At 37.7% G+C, this 16,710-nt stretch carries 19 protein-coding genes; 12 read left to right on the forward strand and 7 right to left on the reverse strand.

The window, feature by feature from the left end:
• Positions 1–135 precede the first annotated feature (135 nt).
• The 7 genes from pelF to IB67_RS04845 all read left to right on the forward strand — a co-directional run bounded on the left by pelF (position 136) and on the right by IB67_RS04845 (position 8,335).
• The gene (gene pelF / locus IB67_RS04815) at positions 136–675 is read left to right on the forward strand and encodes a GT4 family glycosyltransferase PelF (protein ID WP_498875501.1); all 540 of its coding nucleotides are present in this window, start codon (positions 136–138) and stop codon (positions 673–675) included.
• Entirely contained in the window at positions 656–2,893 is a 2,238-nt protein-coding gene (locus IB67_RS04820; RefSeq protein ID WP_339744763.1) for a DUF2194 domain-containing protein, read from the forward strand. Before pelF ends, IB67_RS04820 begins: the two co-directional genes overlap by 20 nt.
• Before the next feature lie 12 nt (positions 2,894–2,905).
• Positions 2,906–3,670, forward strand: coding sequence for an RMD1 family protein (locus IB67_RS04825; RefSeq protein ID WP_339744766.1), 765 nt, complete (start codon positions 2,906–2,908; stop codon positions 3,668–3,670).
• A gap of 57 nt (positions 3,671–3,727) precedes the next feature.
• Positions 3,728–5,254 carry a 5'-nucleotidase C-terminal domain-containing protein gene (locus tag IB67_RS04830; protein ID WP_434223562.1) on the forward strand — a complete coding sequence of 509 codons (1,527 nt, stop codon included), beginning with the start codon at positions 3,728–3,730 and terminating at the stop codon, positions 5,252–5,254.
• Between the two features lie 157 nt (positions 5,255–5,411).
• A complete protein-coding gene (locus IB67_RS04835; protein WP_072758130.1) occupies positions 5,412–5,927 on the forward strand; it encodes a transcription repressor NadR in 516 nt (171 codons plus the stop codon).
• Positions 5,928–5,957: 30 nt separating this feature from the next.
• Positions 5,958–6,482, forward strand: coding sequence for a cysteine hydrolase family protein (locus IB67_RS04840; protein ID WP_072758132.1), 525 nt, complete (start codon positions 5,958–5,960; stop codon positions 6,480–6,482).
• A gap of 230 nt (positions 6,483–6,712) precedes the next feature.
• A complete protein-coding gene (locus IB67_RS04845; RefSeq protein ID WP_072758133.1) occupies positions 6,713–8,335 on the forward strand; it encodes a DEAD/DEAH box helicase in 1,623 nt (540 codons plus the stop codon).
• A 67-nt stretch (positions 8,336–8,402) separates the two neighbouring features.
• Here the strand turns inward: IB67_RS04845 and IB67_RS04850 are convergent, their stop codons facing one another.
• Genes IB67_RS04850 through IB67_RS04880 form a run of 7 tightly spaced genes read right to left on the reverse strand, consistent with a single transcriptional unit; the run spans position 8,403 to position 13,525 of the window.
• A complete protein-coding gene (locus IB67_RS04850; RefSeq protein ID WP_072758135.1) occupies positions 8,403–9,092 on the reverse strand; it encodes a metal-dependent hydrolase in 690 nt (229 codons plus the stop codon).
• 33 nt (positions 9,093–9,125) lie between these two features.
• Positions 9,126–9,575 (reverse strand): hypothetical protein, encoded by a 450-nt coding sequence (locus tag IB67_RS04855; protein ID WP_072758137.1) that lies wholly within the window; start codon positions 9,573–9,575, stop codon positions 9,126–9,128.
• A gap of 15 nt (positions 9,576–9,590) precedes the next feature.
• A complete protein-coding gene (locus tag IB67_RS04860) occupies positions 9,591–10,700 on the reverse strand; it encodes an NADH:ubiquinone reductase (Na(+)-transporting) subunit F (protein WP_072758139.1) in 1,110 nt (369 codons plus the stop codon).
• A 36-nt stretch (positions 10,701–10,736) separates the two neighbouring features.
• A complete protein-coding gene (locus tag IB67_RS04865; RefSeq protein ID WP_072758141.1) occupies positions 10,737–11,339 on the reverse strand; it encodes an NADH:ubiquinone reductase (Na(+)-transporting) subunit E in 603 nt (200 codons plus the stop codon).
• Entirely contained in the window at positions 11,336–11,989 is a 654-nt protein-coding gene (locus IB67_RS04870) for an NADH:ubiquinone reductase (Na(+)-transporting) subunit D (RefSeq protein ID WP_072758143.1), read from the reverse strand. Before IB67_RS04870 ends, IB67_RS04865 begins: the two co-directional genes overlap by 4 nt.
• 1 nt (position 11,990) lies before the next feature.
• Positions 11,991–12,599: an RnfABCDGE type electron transport complex subunit G gene (locus IB67_RS04875; protein WP_072758145.1), complete on the reverse strand. Its 609-nt coding sequence runs from the start codon at positions 12,597–12,599 to the stop codon at positions 11,991–11,993.
• Positions 12,596–13,525, reverse strand: a complete 930-nt coding sequence (locus IB67_RS04880; protein ID WP_072758147.1) for an RnfABCDGE type electron transport complex subunit D — start codon at positions 13,523–13,525, stop codon at positions 12,596–12,598. The genes IB67_RS04875 and IB67_RS04880 overlap by 4 nt, the downstream gene beginning before the upstream one ends.
• A 201-nt stretch (positions 13,526–13,726) precedes the next feature.
• On the opposite strand from IB67_RS04880, the gene IB67_RS04885 reads away from it, so the two are divergent.
• From IB67_RS04885 to trhA, 5 genes are all read left to right on the forward strand, one after another.
• Positions 13,727–14,599 carry a cytochrome b5 domain-containing protein gene (locus IB67_RS04885; protein ID WP_072758149.1) on the forward strand — a complete coding sequence of 291 codons (873 nt, stop codon included), beginning with the start codon at positions 13,727–13,729 and terminating at the stop codon, positions 14,597–14,599.
• Positions 14,600–14,630: 31 nt separating this feature from the next.
• The gene (locus IB67_RS04890; RefSeq protein ID WP_072758151.1) at positions 14,631–15,005 is read left to right on the forward strand and encodes a hypothetical protein; all 375 of its coding nucleotides are present in this window, start codon (positions 14,631–14,633) and stop codon (positions 15,003–15,005) included.
• Positions 15,006–15,194: 189 nt separating this feature from the next.
• On the forward strand, positions 15,195–15,527 hold the full coding sequence (locus tag IB67_RS04895; protein WP_072758153.1) for an Asp23/Gls24 family envelope stress response protein: 333 nt from the start codon (positions 15,195–15,197) through the stop codon (positions 15,525–15,527).
• A gap of 32 nt (positions 15,528–15,559) precedes the next feature.
• On the forward strand, positions 15,560–15,889 hold the full coding sequence (locus IB67_RS04900) for an Asp23/Gls24 family envelope stress response protein (RefSeq protein WP_339744800.1): 330 nt from the start codon (positions 15,560–15,562) through the stop codon (positions 15,887–15,889).
• A 149-nt stretch (positions 15,890–16,038) separates the two neighbouring features.
• Positions 16,039–16,701: a PAQR family membrane homeostasis protein TrhA gene (trhA, locus tag IB67_RS04905; RefSeq protein ID WP_072758156.1), complete on the forward strand. Its 663-nt coding sequence runs from the start codon at positions 16,039–16,041 to the stop codon at positions 16,699–16,701.
• Positions 16,702–16,710: the final 9 nt, after the last annotated feature.

Raw genomic sequence — 16,710 nt, forward strand, 5'->3', positions numbered from 1 at the left:
GAACTGTGCCTCCTTTCGTATTGATTGGTGTTCGATACAATTTTGGCACGGTTCCCCCTTTTTGTTAACTCTCTTTTTTATTTGTTAACTCATCCCTCCAATTTCACATCCCACTTTGGCCAGGGTCGCAGGGTTGTGCCAATAAAAGACGTGATAACTGGAATTAAAGCGTTCGATATTTTTGTAAAGAAGCATCCAAATTCAAAATTGTACATCATCGGACCAACAGACGAGGATGAAGAATATTATCAAAGGTGCGTTGACATTGTTAGACTTTTTAACTTGGAAGAAAAGGTAATATTCACTGGCAGGGCGAATGTCTTGGATTATTATCCTCTGATCGATGTTTTGCTAATAAGCAGTATCTCCGAGGGTCAACCGCTTGTACAATTAGAGGCTATGGCATCAGGCATTCCAGTTGTTGTTACAAACGTAGGGAATTGCCCAGAAATCGCGCTTGACCCTGATGGGCAATCTGGTTTTGTTGTTGAGCCGAAAGATTATCAAGCCATGGCTGAAAAACTTGATGTTTTAGCATCAGATAAACACTTGTGCAAAACTTTTGGTGAAAATGGAAGAAAAATTGTACAGGAAAAATACAACTTAGAAAAGATGATTAGCGAGTACAGAAGGTTGTATGAGGAGGTTTTGAGTAGTGCAATACAAAACACTTAATAAGTTTGTAAAAGTCATGATTGTTCTAATATGGTCTTTAATACTATCAGAAACAATTGTATATTCAAAGACTCTCTTGCTGTATAAGGGATCAGAACAGGGATATGGATACAGTATCCTTCTGAAGTATGTTGCCCCAGCCTTGAAAGACATACTTGAAGATTACGAAATAATTGATGTCGAAAGTCTGAACTTCATCAGTTTTGATTTAAATAATTATGATTTAATAGTAACATGCTATTACACGCCTCAAATGAGAGATGCTAAGAAGTATCTCGAGAAACTCTCGATGTTTTTGATCAATGGTGGAAAGTTATTCATTATAAACAATCTCGGAGCAACACTTGATTCATCTGGTGAAAACCATCCGGGTTTATATGAAATCAATTCTGTGTATAATCTGCTTGGTTTGTCATACTATTTCGGCTGGAGAAAGGTTAAACCAAGTACCATAAATATAAATGAGAATTTTATAAACACGACCTTGCTGAAATTTGAAAATGAAAGAGATGTTGAGCGCTACACACCAATAAGTACGTTTATCAAAACTCTTGTTGAACTGAAAGATCAGCAAGGTAATACATATAACATGGCTTTTCTAAGTCCACTTGGTGGACTGATAGCGTACAACTATCTTTTCGATGATGACGGGAAAATTGTACTCGACCTTCAGAAGATTTTTTCGAACATACTTATTGGCAATGATGAAGAATTCAAAATATTAGTTGTTGGTCAAGATAACTATGAGCTTCGGAAAGCTCTTGATTACACCTCATTCAAATATCAATGGAAAAAGCAGATGTCATCTGTACTGTCCACATATGATTTGGTGTTTCATTTTGGTGGTAGTTATCCACCGGCCGACAAGAACCTTGTAAGTTATTTATCTAATGGTGGAACTGCTGTTATTATTGGAAAAGGTAGTAACTTAAGTTTTGTTGATTACATGACAGTAAGTGACGAAGTTTTTCCAGTGCCGGCAAATTTGAAATTTAATGTAAAGAAGAACATCAGTTGGGAAAAACCACCACAAAATTCGAAGGTTCTTGTAACCTCATCAAATGGCGAAGCGCTTGTTTGGTCAATTCCACTTGGAAATGGTACCGTGATATTCTACCCAATTGAATTGGTAAGTAAAACCTACAGAGGCTTGCTTATGCAAAGTGCTTTGTCACAGCTTAAAGTATCAATACAACCTATAGTGAACAGCTGGTCTATGCATCTTGATGACTTTCCATTACCTGCATATAAAAGGAAGATTGACATAATTACGAGAGAATTTGGAGATATCACTGACAATGAGTTCTACTACAACATCTGGTGGCCAATGATGAAGCAACTTTCGAAGGAGTTTTCGATTAAATATACTACTATATTTGTCGCAAATTATAATGCTTCCGTGACTTGGCCATTTAGTTTTCAAGAGTATACGAATACACCAGAACAGATGCGAGCTCTTCAAGAACTTATCAGCAGCTCTTACGAGATAGGGTTGCACGGATACAATCATATTCACTTGACTCAAGAAAATTGGAAACCTGAAAATCTCGAAACGGTTCTAAAGCTTTACAAAACTTTTCTAAAGAACACATTAGGAGACAACTACATACCATATGTTTATGTCGCACCTAATAATATAATAGACTCGTTCGGAGTTGAAGAATTGCTAAGAACTTTTCCAAGCATTAAAGTCATAGGCACATCTTACACCACAACTCAAAAGCTTTTCGATGAATTTGAAGTTATTCATGGAAAAGTTGTTGTAATGCCGAGAACCACATTTGGATACTATCCCGCTGAAAATCTCTTGGCAAGTTCAATACTTTCACTCATGACCTTTGGTACATTTCAGTACTTCCTGCATCCTGATGATTTATTCTCCAAAGACAGAAATCCTGATGGGAAAACTTGGAAGGAGATGTATAATAGCCTTAGAGAATTTCTTTCGACTATGACAAGGTATTACCCTTTCTTGAGAAATCACACAGCATCTGAGAGTGGTGAGATTCTTTATGATTTCTTAACTCAAAAACCCATAATAAGAAAATTTGCAAACAAACTAAGCGTTGAGATTCCTATTGGTCACCATTTGCCGAGGTTTTATTATTTAAGAGTACGAGGAGCATTTTCGATTTATGGTGGTAGAATAGTGTATTCTTATGGCAACCTTGTTGTAATTGAGCAATTGGAAAATAAGATGGAAATTATCCTAAAATGAGAGGTGTATTGTGTGAAGTTCATAGCATTAGATTTAGGTGATGATATTGATATAAAAAAATTAATGCAAGAGAAATCCTCGCATGTTGAGTACATAAGATGGGAAGAACCTTTTAAGTTCAAGTATGGTGATGGCATGGTATATGTCTATTCATTTGGTGCTGTTGTCGGGTTGAATGTTCCAACAAAGCAATTTAACAGTTTACTATCAGAGCTCGATGAATACGTGGTTGGTCAGGTCAAACATACCTCTGTTGAAACACTCGAAATTATAGCGAATAAAGAGAAGGAGTTTGAGGTTTTTGAAGATAGGTTTTACATTCCAAAGCTTGACGACGGTGTTATCGCAACTGTAGCATTCGTATTAGCTCAGAGTGTCTCTTTAGAGCGAGTTGAACAAAAGACAGGTGTTCTCATAGACGAAATAGAAAAATTTCTCTCTGAAAAAGGAAAAGTAGCAAAAGGAAGAAAATCTCTCGGATTAGCAATGAAAATATTGAAGACTCGCCACGAAATACTATCCGACGTTATGATTCTGGATAAACCAGACATTACTTGGGAAAGCGAAGTCTATGATCAAATATATCAGAAGCTCTCCCGTTACTATGAATTATCAAGACGGTACAAAAATGTTACAACAAAACTTGACCATGCTTTTGAAGTTGCTAGTGTATTGCTTGAAATTCACAGCGAAAGTAAGGCTAACTTTTTAGAATGGATGATTATTCTCCTTTTTGTTGTAGAAATCGCCATGTCGCTTATAGAAAAACTTTTTTAATTAACATTATTGTAGTATAATTAATTTTGCCAATATCTTTAAAAGGAGGGATAAGGTATGAGAAAGTACATTGTTCTGCTTTTCTTAGTGTTGAGTCTTTTGGCGTTATCGGTTAAGATCACGGTTTTCCACGTCAATGATACTCATGGTCATGCATGGTCCTTCACCGATTCAGCAGGAAATGTCATTGGCGGATTCGCAACAGTTGCGTCTATTATTGATGCCGAACGCAAAGTAAATCCAAACGTTCTATTCTTACACGCTGGTGACATCAATACAGGTGTTCCGGAGTCGGATTTGTTAAATGCCTTACCTGACATTTTCGTTCTCAACAGAATGAAGCTTGATGCAGTCGCAGTAGGAAACCACGAGTTTGACAAACCACGCGATGTGCTTTTAAAACAAATCTCGTGGGCAAAGTTTCCATTCTTGAGTGCGAATATTTACAAAGGTGGCGAACCACTCTTTACACAATACATAATTAAGAACGTTGGAGGAGTTAGAATAGCTATAATTGGTTTTACAACTGAGCATACTAAGATTTTAGAGGGGCCAAATTCAGAAGACCTCGAATTCAAAAATGTTATCGAGGTTGCAAAACAATTGGTACCAGAAATTAGAAAACAGGCAGATGTTGTAATCGCTCTCACACACCTTGGCGTTGGGCAAGGATATTCAGATATTTATACGACTGCAGACCAATTGGCACAGAATGTTGAAGGTATAGACTTAATAATTGATGGACACAGCCATACAAATATGACATCACCAATGGTTGTCAATGGTGTTCCAATTGTTCAAGCATTTGAATGGGCGAAGGTTCTTGGAAAAATCGATATGGAAGTTGAAAACGGTAAGGTTGTAAAAATAGAGTGGAGTGCTATACCGGTTATCCAATCAAAGGTTGTTGGAAAAGACGAAGCAGGTAAGAATATATACCAGGTTGTGACACCTGAAGCACCTTATGTGAAGACCGCTCTTGATTACTTCAAAAAATTAGGTGGCGCAAAACTTGATACGGTAATCGGCAGAACCGAAATACTCCTGAACGGTGAAAGAGCGGATGTCAGATCAAAGACAACGAACCTCGCAAACTTGATAGCAGATTCAATGAAGTGGAAAACAGGTGCAGATGTGGCACTTACAAATGGTGGAGGTATAAGGGCATCGATAAAACCGGGTGAGATAAAGATTCGCGATGTACTCACAGTGCTGCCATTCGGAAACACCCTTTACGTTCTTGAAATGAAGGGCTCTGACTTAGTTAAGGTTTTTGAATACGCCGCTTCCGTTCCGAACGGTCAGGGAGCATTCTTACAGGTTGCTGGCGCAACATGGAAAGCAGAAGGCGGAAAACTTACAGAGTTACTCATCGGTGGAAAACCAGTTGACCCAGAAAAGATTTACAAAGTTGTCACGAATGACTATATGGCAGCGGGTGGCGACGGATACGCAACTCTCAAGGGTCAAAAAGGATACAATACCTTCTACGTCATGGCTGACGTTGTTGTAGAATATATACAGAATGTTCTTGGCGGTAAGATAACTACCTACGATGATAAGCCAAGGGTAGAAAGAAAATAATAACATAACAAAATCTAGCAAATTTTAGGATTTTCGAAGGCGGGGCAATTTTCAAGCCCCGCCTTATTTTTTCACAGTAGTTAGTAATTGCCGTTCTTAACATTTTTTTGTGAAATGTTGTATAATAAAGCTGAACACCGAAACAGGGGTGATTAGAATGGAAAGAAAGTATCAGATTTTAGAAGTGCTTAAGAAGAGTAAGACACCCATTAAGGGAAAAGATTTGTCGGAGATGTTTAATGTAAGTAGACAAATGATAGTCTCAGACATCGCTGAGTTAAGAGAGGAAGGATACAAAATTGTTTCCACAAGAGATGGATATGTCTTTGACCATGGCAATACTGTGAGAAGGGTCATTGCTGTGAAACACAATGTGAGTGATATATATGACGAACTCAAAAAGATTGTAGAAAACGGTGGTAAGGTTCTCGATGTTATAGTTGAGCATCCAATATACGGAGAATTGACAGGTCGTATAGATGTGGGGACTCTTGATGAAGTTGAGAAATTTGTATCTCTGCTTGCCTCAACCGGTACTAAACCGTTGTCTGAAATATCAAACGGTATCCACCTACATACAATTGAAGCACCAGACGAAGAGACGATGAATAAAATACTGAAAGCAATAAGAAGATATCGAATAACAAAAGATAATGAAGAGGCGACAGAATAAAAACGTAAGTCTAAACAGGGGGTGGTTCTAATGGAAGCTCTTATAATTGTTGATTTACAAAACGACTTTGCAAAACCAGGTGGTGCATTATACTTTCAAGGTGCAGAGAATGTCATTTCTCCAATAATAGAATTGGTTAATGATTTCAAAAAACGGAATCTTCCGATCATTTACACTCGAGATTGGCACGAAGATAACGATTATGAGTTCGACGTATGGGGCGTCCATTGTCTGCACGATACTAAGGGCAGTGAAATTGTCGATGAATTAAAAGAAGCTTTAGTTGGATACGATAAGGCATACGAAATTAAGAAGAGTAGGTACTCTGCGTTCTATGGAACAAACTTAGAAAATCTGCTCAAAGAACTCGGAGTAACGAGTGTTCATGTTGGTGGACTGGTTACTCACATATGTGTCCTATTTACGGTTGAGGAGCTTAGAAATAGAGGAATAGAAACAACTGTCCATACAAAGTGCGTTGATAGTTTTGACAAGGCAATGCACGAATTCGCTTTACGTCAAATGAAGGAAGTGTTACTTGCTAAGTTGGTATAAGAACATTTTCTTTCCAAATACGAGAACGCAATTGTAATCAATCTTAATAGGATGTTAATTGTACTTTGTCGAAAGTGTGTTAAACTTACTTAGCATGTGTGAATATCTAACATATTGCACGCCACACCTTTCTCCTTGCTGATTGGAAATCCGCCCGAATTTTATCGTAAAGAGAAAAAAGCAAGGTGAGGGGTGGAGAAAATATCGCGAGGAGAGAGGTAGAAGAACATATGAACAGTACGACAAGTGTTGAAACAAAACTTAGTTTCAAAAATTTTGGTTTAAGCGATGAAACACTCAAGGCTATTGAAGAAAAAGGGTACGTGGAACCAACGGAAATACAGAGGTTAGTCCTCCCAATAGCTTTGGGAACAGATAAGGACATCATTGCGCAAGCTCAAACTGGTACTGGGAAAACCGCAGCCTTCGGAATTCCAATACTTGAAAGAATTGACTTCAAATCAGGCAAGAGTATCAAGGCTTTGATAGTAACACCAACAAGGGAACTTGCATTGCAGATATACGAAGAGTTGAAAAGTCTTAAAGGAAACCGAAGAATCAGAATAGCCACAGTATATGGTGGGCAGTCGATGGAAAGGCAGTTAAAGGATCTGGAAAAAGGCGTTGACATAGTTGTTGGTACACCTGGAAGACTGCTTGACCACATTAATAGAAAGACAATGGATCTCTCGAATGTCCAATATTTGGTACTTGATGAAGCAGATAGAATGTTAGACATGGGATTTCTTGACGACGTTTTGGAGATTATAAAACAAACGCCAGAGTCTAAAAGAACGTTCCTTTTCTCGGCAACTATGCCAAAGGAAATAGTTAACATAGCAAGAAAATTCATGAAAGAATACGAACACATCTCAACAGTTGGAGAAGAGCTAACCACAGAGAATGCAGAGCAGATTTATTTCGAAGTCGATGAAGCTGATAAATTACCACTTCTTTGCAGAATTATTGATATGAATCCTGGTTTTTACGGTATCATCTTCTGTCAAACAAAATCCGAAGTGGACGAACTATCAAAGAAACTTTCTGATCTTGGATACAACGCAGATGGTTTGCATGGAGATTATTCTCAGTACCAACGCGAAAGAGTTCTCGACAAGTTTAGAAAGAGGCAATTGAATATTCTTGTGACCACCGATGTTGCCGCTCGTGGAATCGATATAGAAGGTCTTACACATGTGATTAACTATTCAGTACCGAGAGACCCGGAATATTATGTACATAGAATAGGAAGAACTGGCAGAGCAGGAAAAAAAGGGTTTGCCATTACATTCGTTACTAAAGATGAATATTATCACTTTTCAAAAGTCAAGAGATTTGCAAAAGCCAAGATTGTAAAAGACAAAGTACCAATGGTTGAAGAAATCCTTAATAGACAGCTTGAAAATATTGTAGAAAGTATAAAATCAATGCCCCATGTATCAAATGAACTATATAAGGATATAGCGCAGAAACTTCTTCAAGAGATGGGACCTACGGAAGTTGTTGAAATGCTCCTGCACGCCCTTCTCAAAGAGAGAATAGATGTCGAAAGATACGGAAACATAAAGCCAAAGGATTTCTCGAAGAATGTTAGCAAAGATTCAACAGTGAGATTGTTTGTTGCTCTTGGAACTTCAAAAGGCCTCGACAAGAAAAAACTCGTTGAGTACATTTCTGAAAAGACGGGAATCGAACAAAGGAACATTAACAACGTGCGTATATTTGAAACCTATTCTTTTATAGACGTGAGCGAAATCGATGCGGAAATAATCATGAAGACTTTCAACAAGAGTTCAAGAAGAGGCAAGAAGCCATCACGGCCGCTTGTGCAAATTGCAAAACCAAAGAATTAATCAAGCTTAGTTTAAGATAATAGTGAAAAAGGCTCGCAATTTGCGAGCCTTTCGTTTTTTATCATATTTAGACGCCTTCACAAGAAATACTTTCACCTGGTTTCAAAATAACACATCTCAGTCCAAGTTTTTCTACACCGTCTTTGAACTTCTCGGCATCAGCATGTATTATATCCCAGGTATTGTAATGTATAGGTACGACAGTCTTAGGTTTGAACATTTCAACAGCGATTAACGCATCTTCCACATCCATTACGAAATTACCGCCTATCGGTATGAAAGCGATGTCTACGCCTTTCAATAGTTCCATTTCCTTTGTCAAACCGGTGTCACCAGCATGGTAAATAGTTTTGCCTTCAGCTTTAATCAAGAATCCGCAGGGATTACCCCCATATATTACCTTATCTCCATCATGAATACCAGAACCGTGGAGTGCTGGTGTGAGTTTCACTTTCCCAAATTCAAAGTAGTATACCCCTCCAACGTGCATTGGATGCACTTTACACCCTTTGGTTTGGAGATAATTGCAAAGTTCATAGTTTGATATAACAGTGGAGCTATGCTCCTTACAGATTTCTACAGTATCTCCTATGTGATCAGCATGTCCGTGAGTAACTAATACGTAATCAATCTTTGGAAGCTCAAATCCCTTTGGAAAAGCAGGATTTCCGGATATGAAAGGGTCTATTATCACGTTGTACTTTTCTTCGATATCGCTTACAAGTACAGCGGCATGTCCCAAAAATGTAACTTTCATAAATCCCCCTCCTTTAATAGTAGTGAAGAAAATTCATTCGTATAATACTGCCTTAATAATTGCAGGTTCTAATCTAAATCTTGCACCCTTTCCTTGAAGGAAATGATGCGCCGCAAGCAGATGAATGGACAGTTCACTGTACATTAACTCACTATTGTTGTTCACATTTCTCACAACCGCTACGCGCTTTCTAAAAATCCCGTCTTGAAATGGACAAGCTAAAAATCCGCGTGCCTCGTCTACACGTATCTCCCATTTTTCGAACCTAATCGGTTCGCCAAGCCCTTTCAGACCTTCTTTCATAAGTTTTCTCATCAATTTCGCTACCTCAACAAAATCAAGCCCTAAGAACTGAAATTCTTCTTCATCCGCAGCTATTATATCTACGATATTTCTATCATCATCTCCTAAAAATCCATCTGCTGTTATCTTGCCTGGTTTCATATTCTCTTGAGCTCTTATATATTTGGGAGTCATTTTCATATGTATCCCCCCTCATCATGCGAATTTGTCGTAATAGACATCTTTGACTCCATGGTTATCAAAAACCTGGACACACGCGTTTATCATTCCGGGACTACCGCACAAATAACCTTCTTTTGGATTCTCATTTGGTATAACACTCTGCAAATATTTATCAAGAACATTTGTAATAAGTCCTGTTTCTCCGTCCCAATTATCCTCCGGTAGTGGATCAGAAAGCGCTGGTATGAAGTGAAATTTATCCCATTTCTTTTCAAGTTCTCTGAAAATTTCAACGTAGTACAGATCTCTCTTACTTCGAGCTCCGAAGAAGTACCAAACATTTCTATCTGTGATTCCCCTCTCCCACATATCGAAGATTATGGATTTTATCGGTGCCATTCCACTTCCACCAGCAACCATTATCATATCAGCGTTTGTATCGCGCATGTAAAAATCGCCGAAAGGTCCAACAACCTCTACAATATCTCCTTCTTTCATGTATTTGTGAACGTAAGTGGTAGCTATACCACCAGGAACTAATCTTATCAACAGCTCAACATGATTCTTATCACTTGGCGAAGAAGAAATGGAATATGCTCTTTGTGTTGATTCTCTTATGTTTTCGTAAGGTGGTATAACCAGTTGAACGTATTGACCTGCTTTGAAACTAACTTCTTTAGGCTCGACAAGCCTTATTCTTAATTCCTTTATGTCGTACGTAACATCTTTCAAGCTTTCAACAATTCCTTTGAATTTCCTAATATTGAAGAGTTCTTCCGGCAAGTAAATCTTGATATCCTTTTTCAATTTTATTTGACATGCAAGCCTTACGTTAGCATTTATTTCTTCTTTTGACATGTACGGTAATTCGGTGGGCAGATGTGGACCGACATCGGACAGGACTTTAACTTTACATGCACCGCAACTACCTCTCCCGCCACAAGCCGAAGGTACGAAAATTCCTTGTGAACTGAGTGTTTGAAGCAACGGAGAACCTCCGTTTACTTTCAAGACCTTTTTTGAATCATTTATATCTATCTGCACTTCGCCGTAATTATTTACTATGCTATCAACTATGGTGATAATTATTGCAAGGACTGTACTAACCGCTGATACAACTAAAGGCGCAATAATCATACTCATACAAATCACCTGCCCATTTTACAAAATCGCTCCGCTTTACTGAACGTTTATCATGCCAGCGAAACCTATGAACGCCATAGCCATGATTCCGATAGTGATAAGTGTTATACCAACACCCTTTAACGGGGCTGGAACAGGAGCATTGTCTGTTTTCTTCCTAATTGCAGCCAAAAGAACTATTGCAAGCCACCAGCCAATTCCGCTGCCTAAACCAAAAAAGACTGACTGGATGAAAGAATAATTGCGCAGTTGCATGAAAAGTGCAACACCAAGGATAGCACAGTTAACTGTTATTAATGGTAAGAATATACCAAGGACCATATAAAGTGTTGGTGAAACTCTATCGATTATCATCTCGAGAACCTGAACAACAGCCGCGATGACGATTATATAAACTATGTATCTAAGATAACCTAAATCAAGTGGTTGAATTATGTACTTCTCTATCAACCAGTTCAGAGCCGTGGTCACGGTCATAACAAGCGTAACAGCAACGCCCAGTCCGTTAGAAGACTTGAGGTCTTTTGAAATAGATATAAAAGAACACATCCCTAAGAAGTTTGTTAATAATATATTGCTTGTAAGGATAGATGCAAAGAAGAGAATTAATGGGTTTATGTTAGGAATTAAACCTGTCATCTTTTATCACCCCCTACTTGTGCTGGCTGTTGTACGCTTTGTCTCGATGTCTGAATATCTTTCTTTATCTGTGCACCTCTCACTATCCAAATAAAAGCAGCAAGTACGAAAAATGCACTTGGTGGCATTACCATAATTGTCCACTTTGTAAAGGAATCAGGTAGAACTGGAAATCCTAAGATTGTACCAAATCCGAGAAGCTCCCTGAAGAAAGCAACGGTGACAAGCACCAACATATATCCGAGACCGGCTGTGAAACCATCCCAGAACGAGATTAGAGGCTTGTTTCCTTGCGCAAACGCTTCTGCACGTCCCATTATGATGCAGTTGGTAATTATCAATCCAACATATGGACCAAGAGCTTTACTAACCTCAGGTACGTACGCCCTCAGTATTATATCAACGACAATCACATAGAATGAGATCACAAGAACCTGAGTGATCATCCTGACCTTTCGAGGTATGATGTTCCTTATCATTGAGATAGTGAGATTTGACAGGGCGGTAACGAGAGTAACACCTATAGTCATAATAAGTGTGTTGCGCAGATTGTTTGTGACTGCTAAAGTAGAACAGATTCCTAATATTTGAACAAAAACAGGATTTTCAAGCCAAAAGTTGTTCTTGAAAATCTTCTTGAAATCTGACATATCACTTCACCCCCAACAATTCTTTTAAAATGGGGATATAAGTTGCTATGATTTTCTCAATAGATTTTGAAGTCAAAGTTGCACCTGTTATTGCATCGACTTGACCATCGTCTTTTGTTTCACTCACTTTTGTTGTTGATACGATGATTCTATCATTCACAAGACTTTCGTTTTTAAATTGATCCTTAAACCAACTTTCTTCGATTCTACCACCAAGTCCCGGTGTTTCACTTTGAGATATGAAATCTATACCTACTATTTTTGAGACGTCTTTATTCACAGCCAAAACACCGGAGATATTTCCCCAAAGACCACTTCCGTTGAATAAAATAGCATATACTTCGTCACCGTTAACAACAGCGGAAAATAAGGTATACGAACCTACATTTTCAACCTTAACTTGCGATTTATATATCTCCAATGCCTCTTCATTCGATTTATAACTTATCCCCATTGCATTCAAAACAGCCCTTACTGTAAACAATTCTTGATTGATCTTTACCTTTGACGTTGTTAAGTAATTCAAACCAGAAAGTACAAATACAAAAACAAAAGATATAACAAAAGTAAAAATCACGGTATAAATTTTACTCTCCCTGTCAAATTTCATGCTCCCACCTTCTTTGCTTCAGGAACGGATTTTTTCACTTTTTTCTCTTTTATAATTTCATCAAGAAGTGGTGCGAATACATTTCCTATTAAGATCGCGAAACTCCATCCCTCAGAGAATAGTGAGAACGTCCTTATAATAACACCGCTTACACCTATTATCATTCCATAAATCCACTGCGATTTAACCTTCTTTGGTGCAGTTATTGGCTCTGTTGCCATAAAGACTGTTACAAAAATCAAACTACCAGACATGATAGCAGGTAATGTTGGCAGTGCCTTGGGCACGTTGAGAATGTCTAAGAAGAACGTTAACAATGCAGCAGCGCCATATGTGGAGAGCATAAGCCTCCAGCTTGCTGTCTTTGTGTAGATTAAATATACAGCAGCTGCCAGAATCAGAAAGACAGGCGCCTCACCAAAAGAGCCAGCGCGCCAACCCAAGAATAAATCTAAAATATTAACTAGACCGTTCTCTCTTAATATCTGCAAAGGCGTCGCGGAAGTAATGGAATCAAGACCAAGAATGGAAGGTCTGACCCAATTCGTAGTCATGTAGACTGGAAAGGTTATATATATAAACAACCTTCCAACAATAGCGGGATTAAAAACGTTCCTTCCAAAACCGCCATATACTTCTTTACCAAAAGCCACTCCAAACGCAATTCCAAGCGCTGCTACCCAGAATGGAACCTTTGGAGGAAGCGAAAGCAAAAACAACATTGCCGTGACAAGAACAGCTTCACTAACAGGTTTGTTTTTGTTCCTTTCAAATGCGTATTCAACCAAAATGGCAACGCCAAACACAACCACGGCATTAATCAAAACTGTGAAACCGTAAGCAAATACAGAGAACAATAAAATAGGCAATAGAGCATACAACATCTTTCTCATCATGGGTTGCTTCTGAAAAAAGCTCTTTGCCATAGCACCACCCCTTTCTGATTGAAAGTACAATTTATCATCCCACACAATGTACAGCATATATAATTATACCATGTTTTGTTTTTTCTAAACAACAAAGTAGTCAAATTTCTCTAACTTCAATTTAGGTAAAACTAAGTCTTAATTTGCTTAGAATTCTATTTTCTGATATAATAAAAAATGGAGTTGCAAGGAGGTGGAATTATGACAAGATTTTCAACAGCAGCAGTGCTATTAGTTGTTATGGTGATGACTGTATTTGCCGGACATCTTGACAACATTTTCAACATTTCTAACTTCAGTGGTCAGTACAAAATCATCTCACCTCAAACTCTTGAAAAGACTTCCGGCTGGGTTTCTGTTGAAGGTGTAATTTACAATCTTGGTAGTTCAGTGTTGAAAAAGCACGTAAAACTCTCAGAAATCGATTCAAAATTGCTGACGAAAGACAAAATTGTGGGATTGCTTGGTGTTACGTACTCTGAATTATCCAAATACAACGGTAAGAATGCTCCAGTTATGGTATCTGTGGGCGGTATTATCTATGACTTGAGCAATTCTAAATCATGGAGTGGTGGAAACCACAAGAATCAACATACAGCTGGTCAAGATTTGACATATGATATTTTAAAACTCTCACCACACGGGATAAGCAAAATCAAATCCTTCCCATCGTATGGTGTTCTTGTCTTTACGCCAGATGAGATGTTAAAATTCGATGGAAAAAACCAGAAAAAGATATACGTTTCCGTGTACGGAATAGTCTACGATGCAACCTATTCAAGAAAATTCTCAGGTGGTGAGCATTACGGACATGATATGGGTGTTGACCTAACAAATGAAATACTCTCATTGCAAGGTCACGTTAACTTGCTGAGCAAATTGTATGCAATAGGATTGTACGTATTTGATGAAAAAAGCATTGCGAAATTCGACGGCAAGAACAACAAACCGTTTGTAATTGCCGATGATAAAGTTTACGATATCTCCAAAAATTCTGATGGCGTGAAAGCCGGCTCTATGCTTACAGGTACACCTCGAAAAGAATGGTTAGTCGTAGGATATGTATTCAAATAACCTATGACTTAAACAAGAAGGGAATGATTAAATGCTTTTTCGCTACCTTGGAATAACCAGTGCTATTCTACTATTTTTTCAACTATCATTGTTCTTGTTCAGAAGATTGTACAAGTACCTTCCAAAAAAACCAAAGGTGTTTATACCATTGCTGAAATTTCTTAAGAATGCCCATACTTATACTGGGATAGCTCTTGTTGTAATAGGATTCATTCACGGAATGCTGATACTTGGAAGAATTCAGCTTCATACAGGATGGATACTCTGGTTTGGTGCACTAATTATGTTTATCAGTTTCCTTTTCAAGAATAGAGTAGGCAAGAAATGGATAGTGATTCACAGAGCAATGGGGTTTGTCCTTTTGATGCTCTTAGCTATTCATTACTTCTTCCCATGGATTCTGTGACTAAGAAGACTGGTAAAATGGCCTCCCTGTTCTTGATCCGGTGTGGGTTCAGGGAGGCTTTTTGATTTTTGGTAAAACCACTTGACATATCTTAACGTAGTAGTAAAATCTATTTACTGCGTATTAAAATACTATGTTACACAGTAACATTTTTTAAGTTATTTTAACCGTGGTATGGAGGTGATTATAGTGAAGTTTCAAGGAACTTGTGGAGAGGTTGAAGTGACACAAAAGGCGTTAAAGAAAATAGTATATTACTCATTAACAGAGCTTTCTGATAAGTTAAGTGTATCCGCGAGAAACTGGCTGCAGAAGGTTTTAAACATATTCTCTTCGGAAGAGTCAAACTTGGTTATCAATGATGATTCCGGTGTGACGATTGACCTGTACGTAGCTGTTGGTTATGGAATAAACATCCCTGAAACTTTTGCAGTTGTCAAAGATAAGATTATAGAATCCTTTAAGAAGCATTTTGCAATTGAAAATGTAGATGTAAACATGCATGTTACCGAACTTAAGTAACTGCATGATACAAAAACATGGGAGGGTTGAACATGGGTTATGTTGAAATAAATTCCAATGTCTATCAAGAGATTGCGTACAGAAGTATTTGTGAGTATCTTGGAATTCAAGAGGCAGATAAAGTTATTAATTTTAAGAAAGGAAACATAGTTGTTGAAAAAGTACAATCTGCAAATGAAGACCAAAAGGAGATAGTTAGACTTTTTATTTCTCTGCCCGCTGAATTTAACAGTAATTTTGTAGAGTTTGCTAATTCTATTGCTTGTCACGTAAAAAAGAGTGTTCAAGAGATGACTGGTATGATGGTTGAAACAGTGAATGTGAAAATATCCGATGTTTTAAATGAAACGATTGCTGAATAGCTCTTGGTAGTTTTTTGCGTGCATTTGTTTTTCAGTCAATTGTGTTCTGATGAATTAGATGTATAATAAATAATATAATGATCAGTGTTATGCTATTGGACTTAAAGCCTTTCAATGGCTCTTTAGATTGTTGAGTAGGGGGAGCAAAGATGGCAAAAATAAAAGATAAAGAAAATATAGAAAAATACACTATAGGGGAAGAGATAGCAAATTCAGTTACTCATGGAGTAGGTGCACTTTTAAGCCTCGCCGGTTTTGTTATCCTTATAATTGTTGCTGCTAACAACGGAGGTGGAGGTAAACTTGCCTCAGCGATAGTTTATGGTATTTCTTTGTTTATTCTGTACATGAATTCAACTTTATATCACTCAATCCAACACAAAAAGGCAAAATACGTTTTAGAAATCATGGACCACTCATCGATATATATTCTGATTGCAGGAAGTTATACACCTTTCCTTATAATATCCTTAAAAGGATGGCTTGGATGGACTTTATTCAGTATAATTTGGGCTTTAACTATTGTTGGTATTGTCTTTAAGGTATTCTTTGTAAAAAAATTCATGATTTTGTCAACTTTGCTTTATATACTGATGGGTTGGATGGTTGTCTTAGTTTTTAAACCGCTCGTTAATAGTGTATCAAATGTGTCTCTTATGTTTCTCGTTGCTGGTGGTATATTATATACGGTTGGAGCTATCTTCTATGTATGGAGGGGTTTCAAATATCATCATATGATTTGGCATCTTTTTGTTTTGCTTGGAAGTTTGAGTCACTATTTTGCTATACTTGATGTGCTATTGACTAAATGAGAGACGTTA

Origin of the sequence: Fervidobacterium riparium (assembly GCF_025370035.1) — a bacterium.
Classification (GTDB): Bacteria; Thermotogota; Thermotogae; order Thermotogales; family Fervidobacteriaceae; genus Fervidobacterium; species Fervidobacterium gondwanense.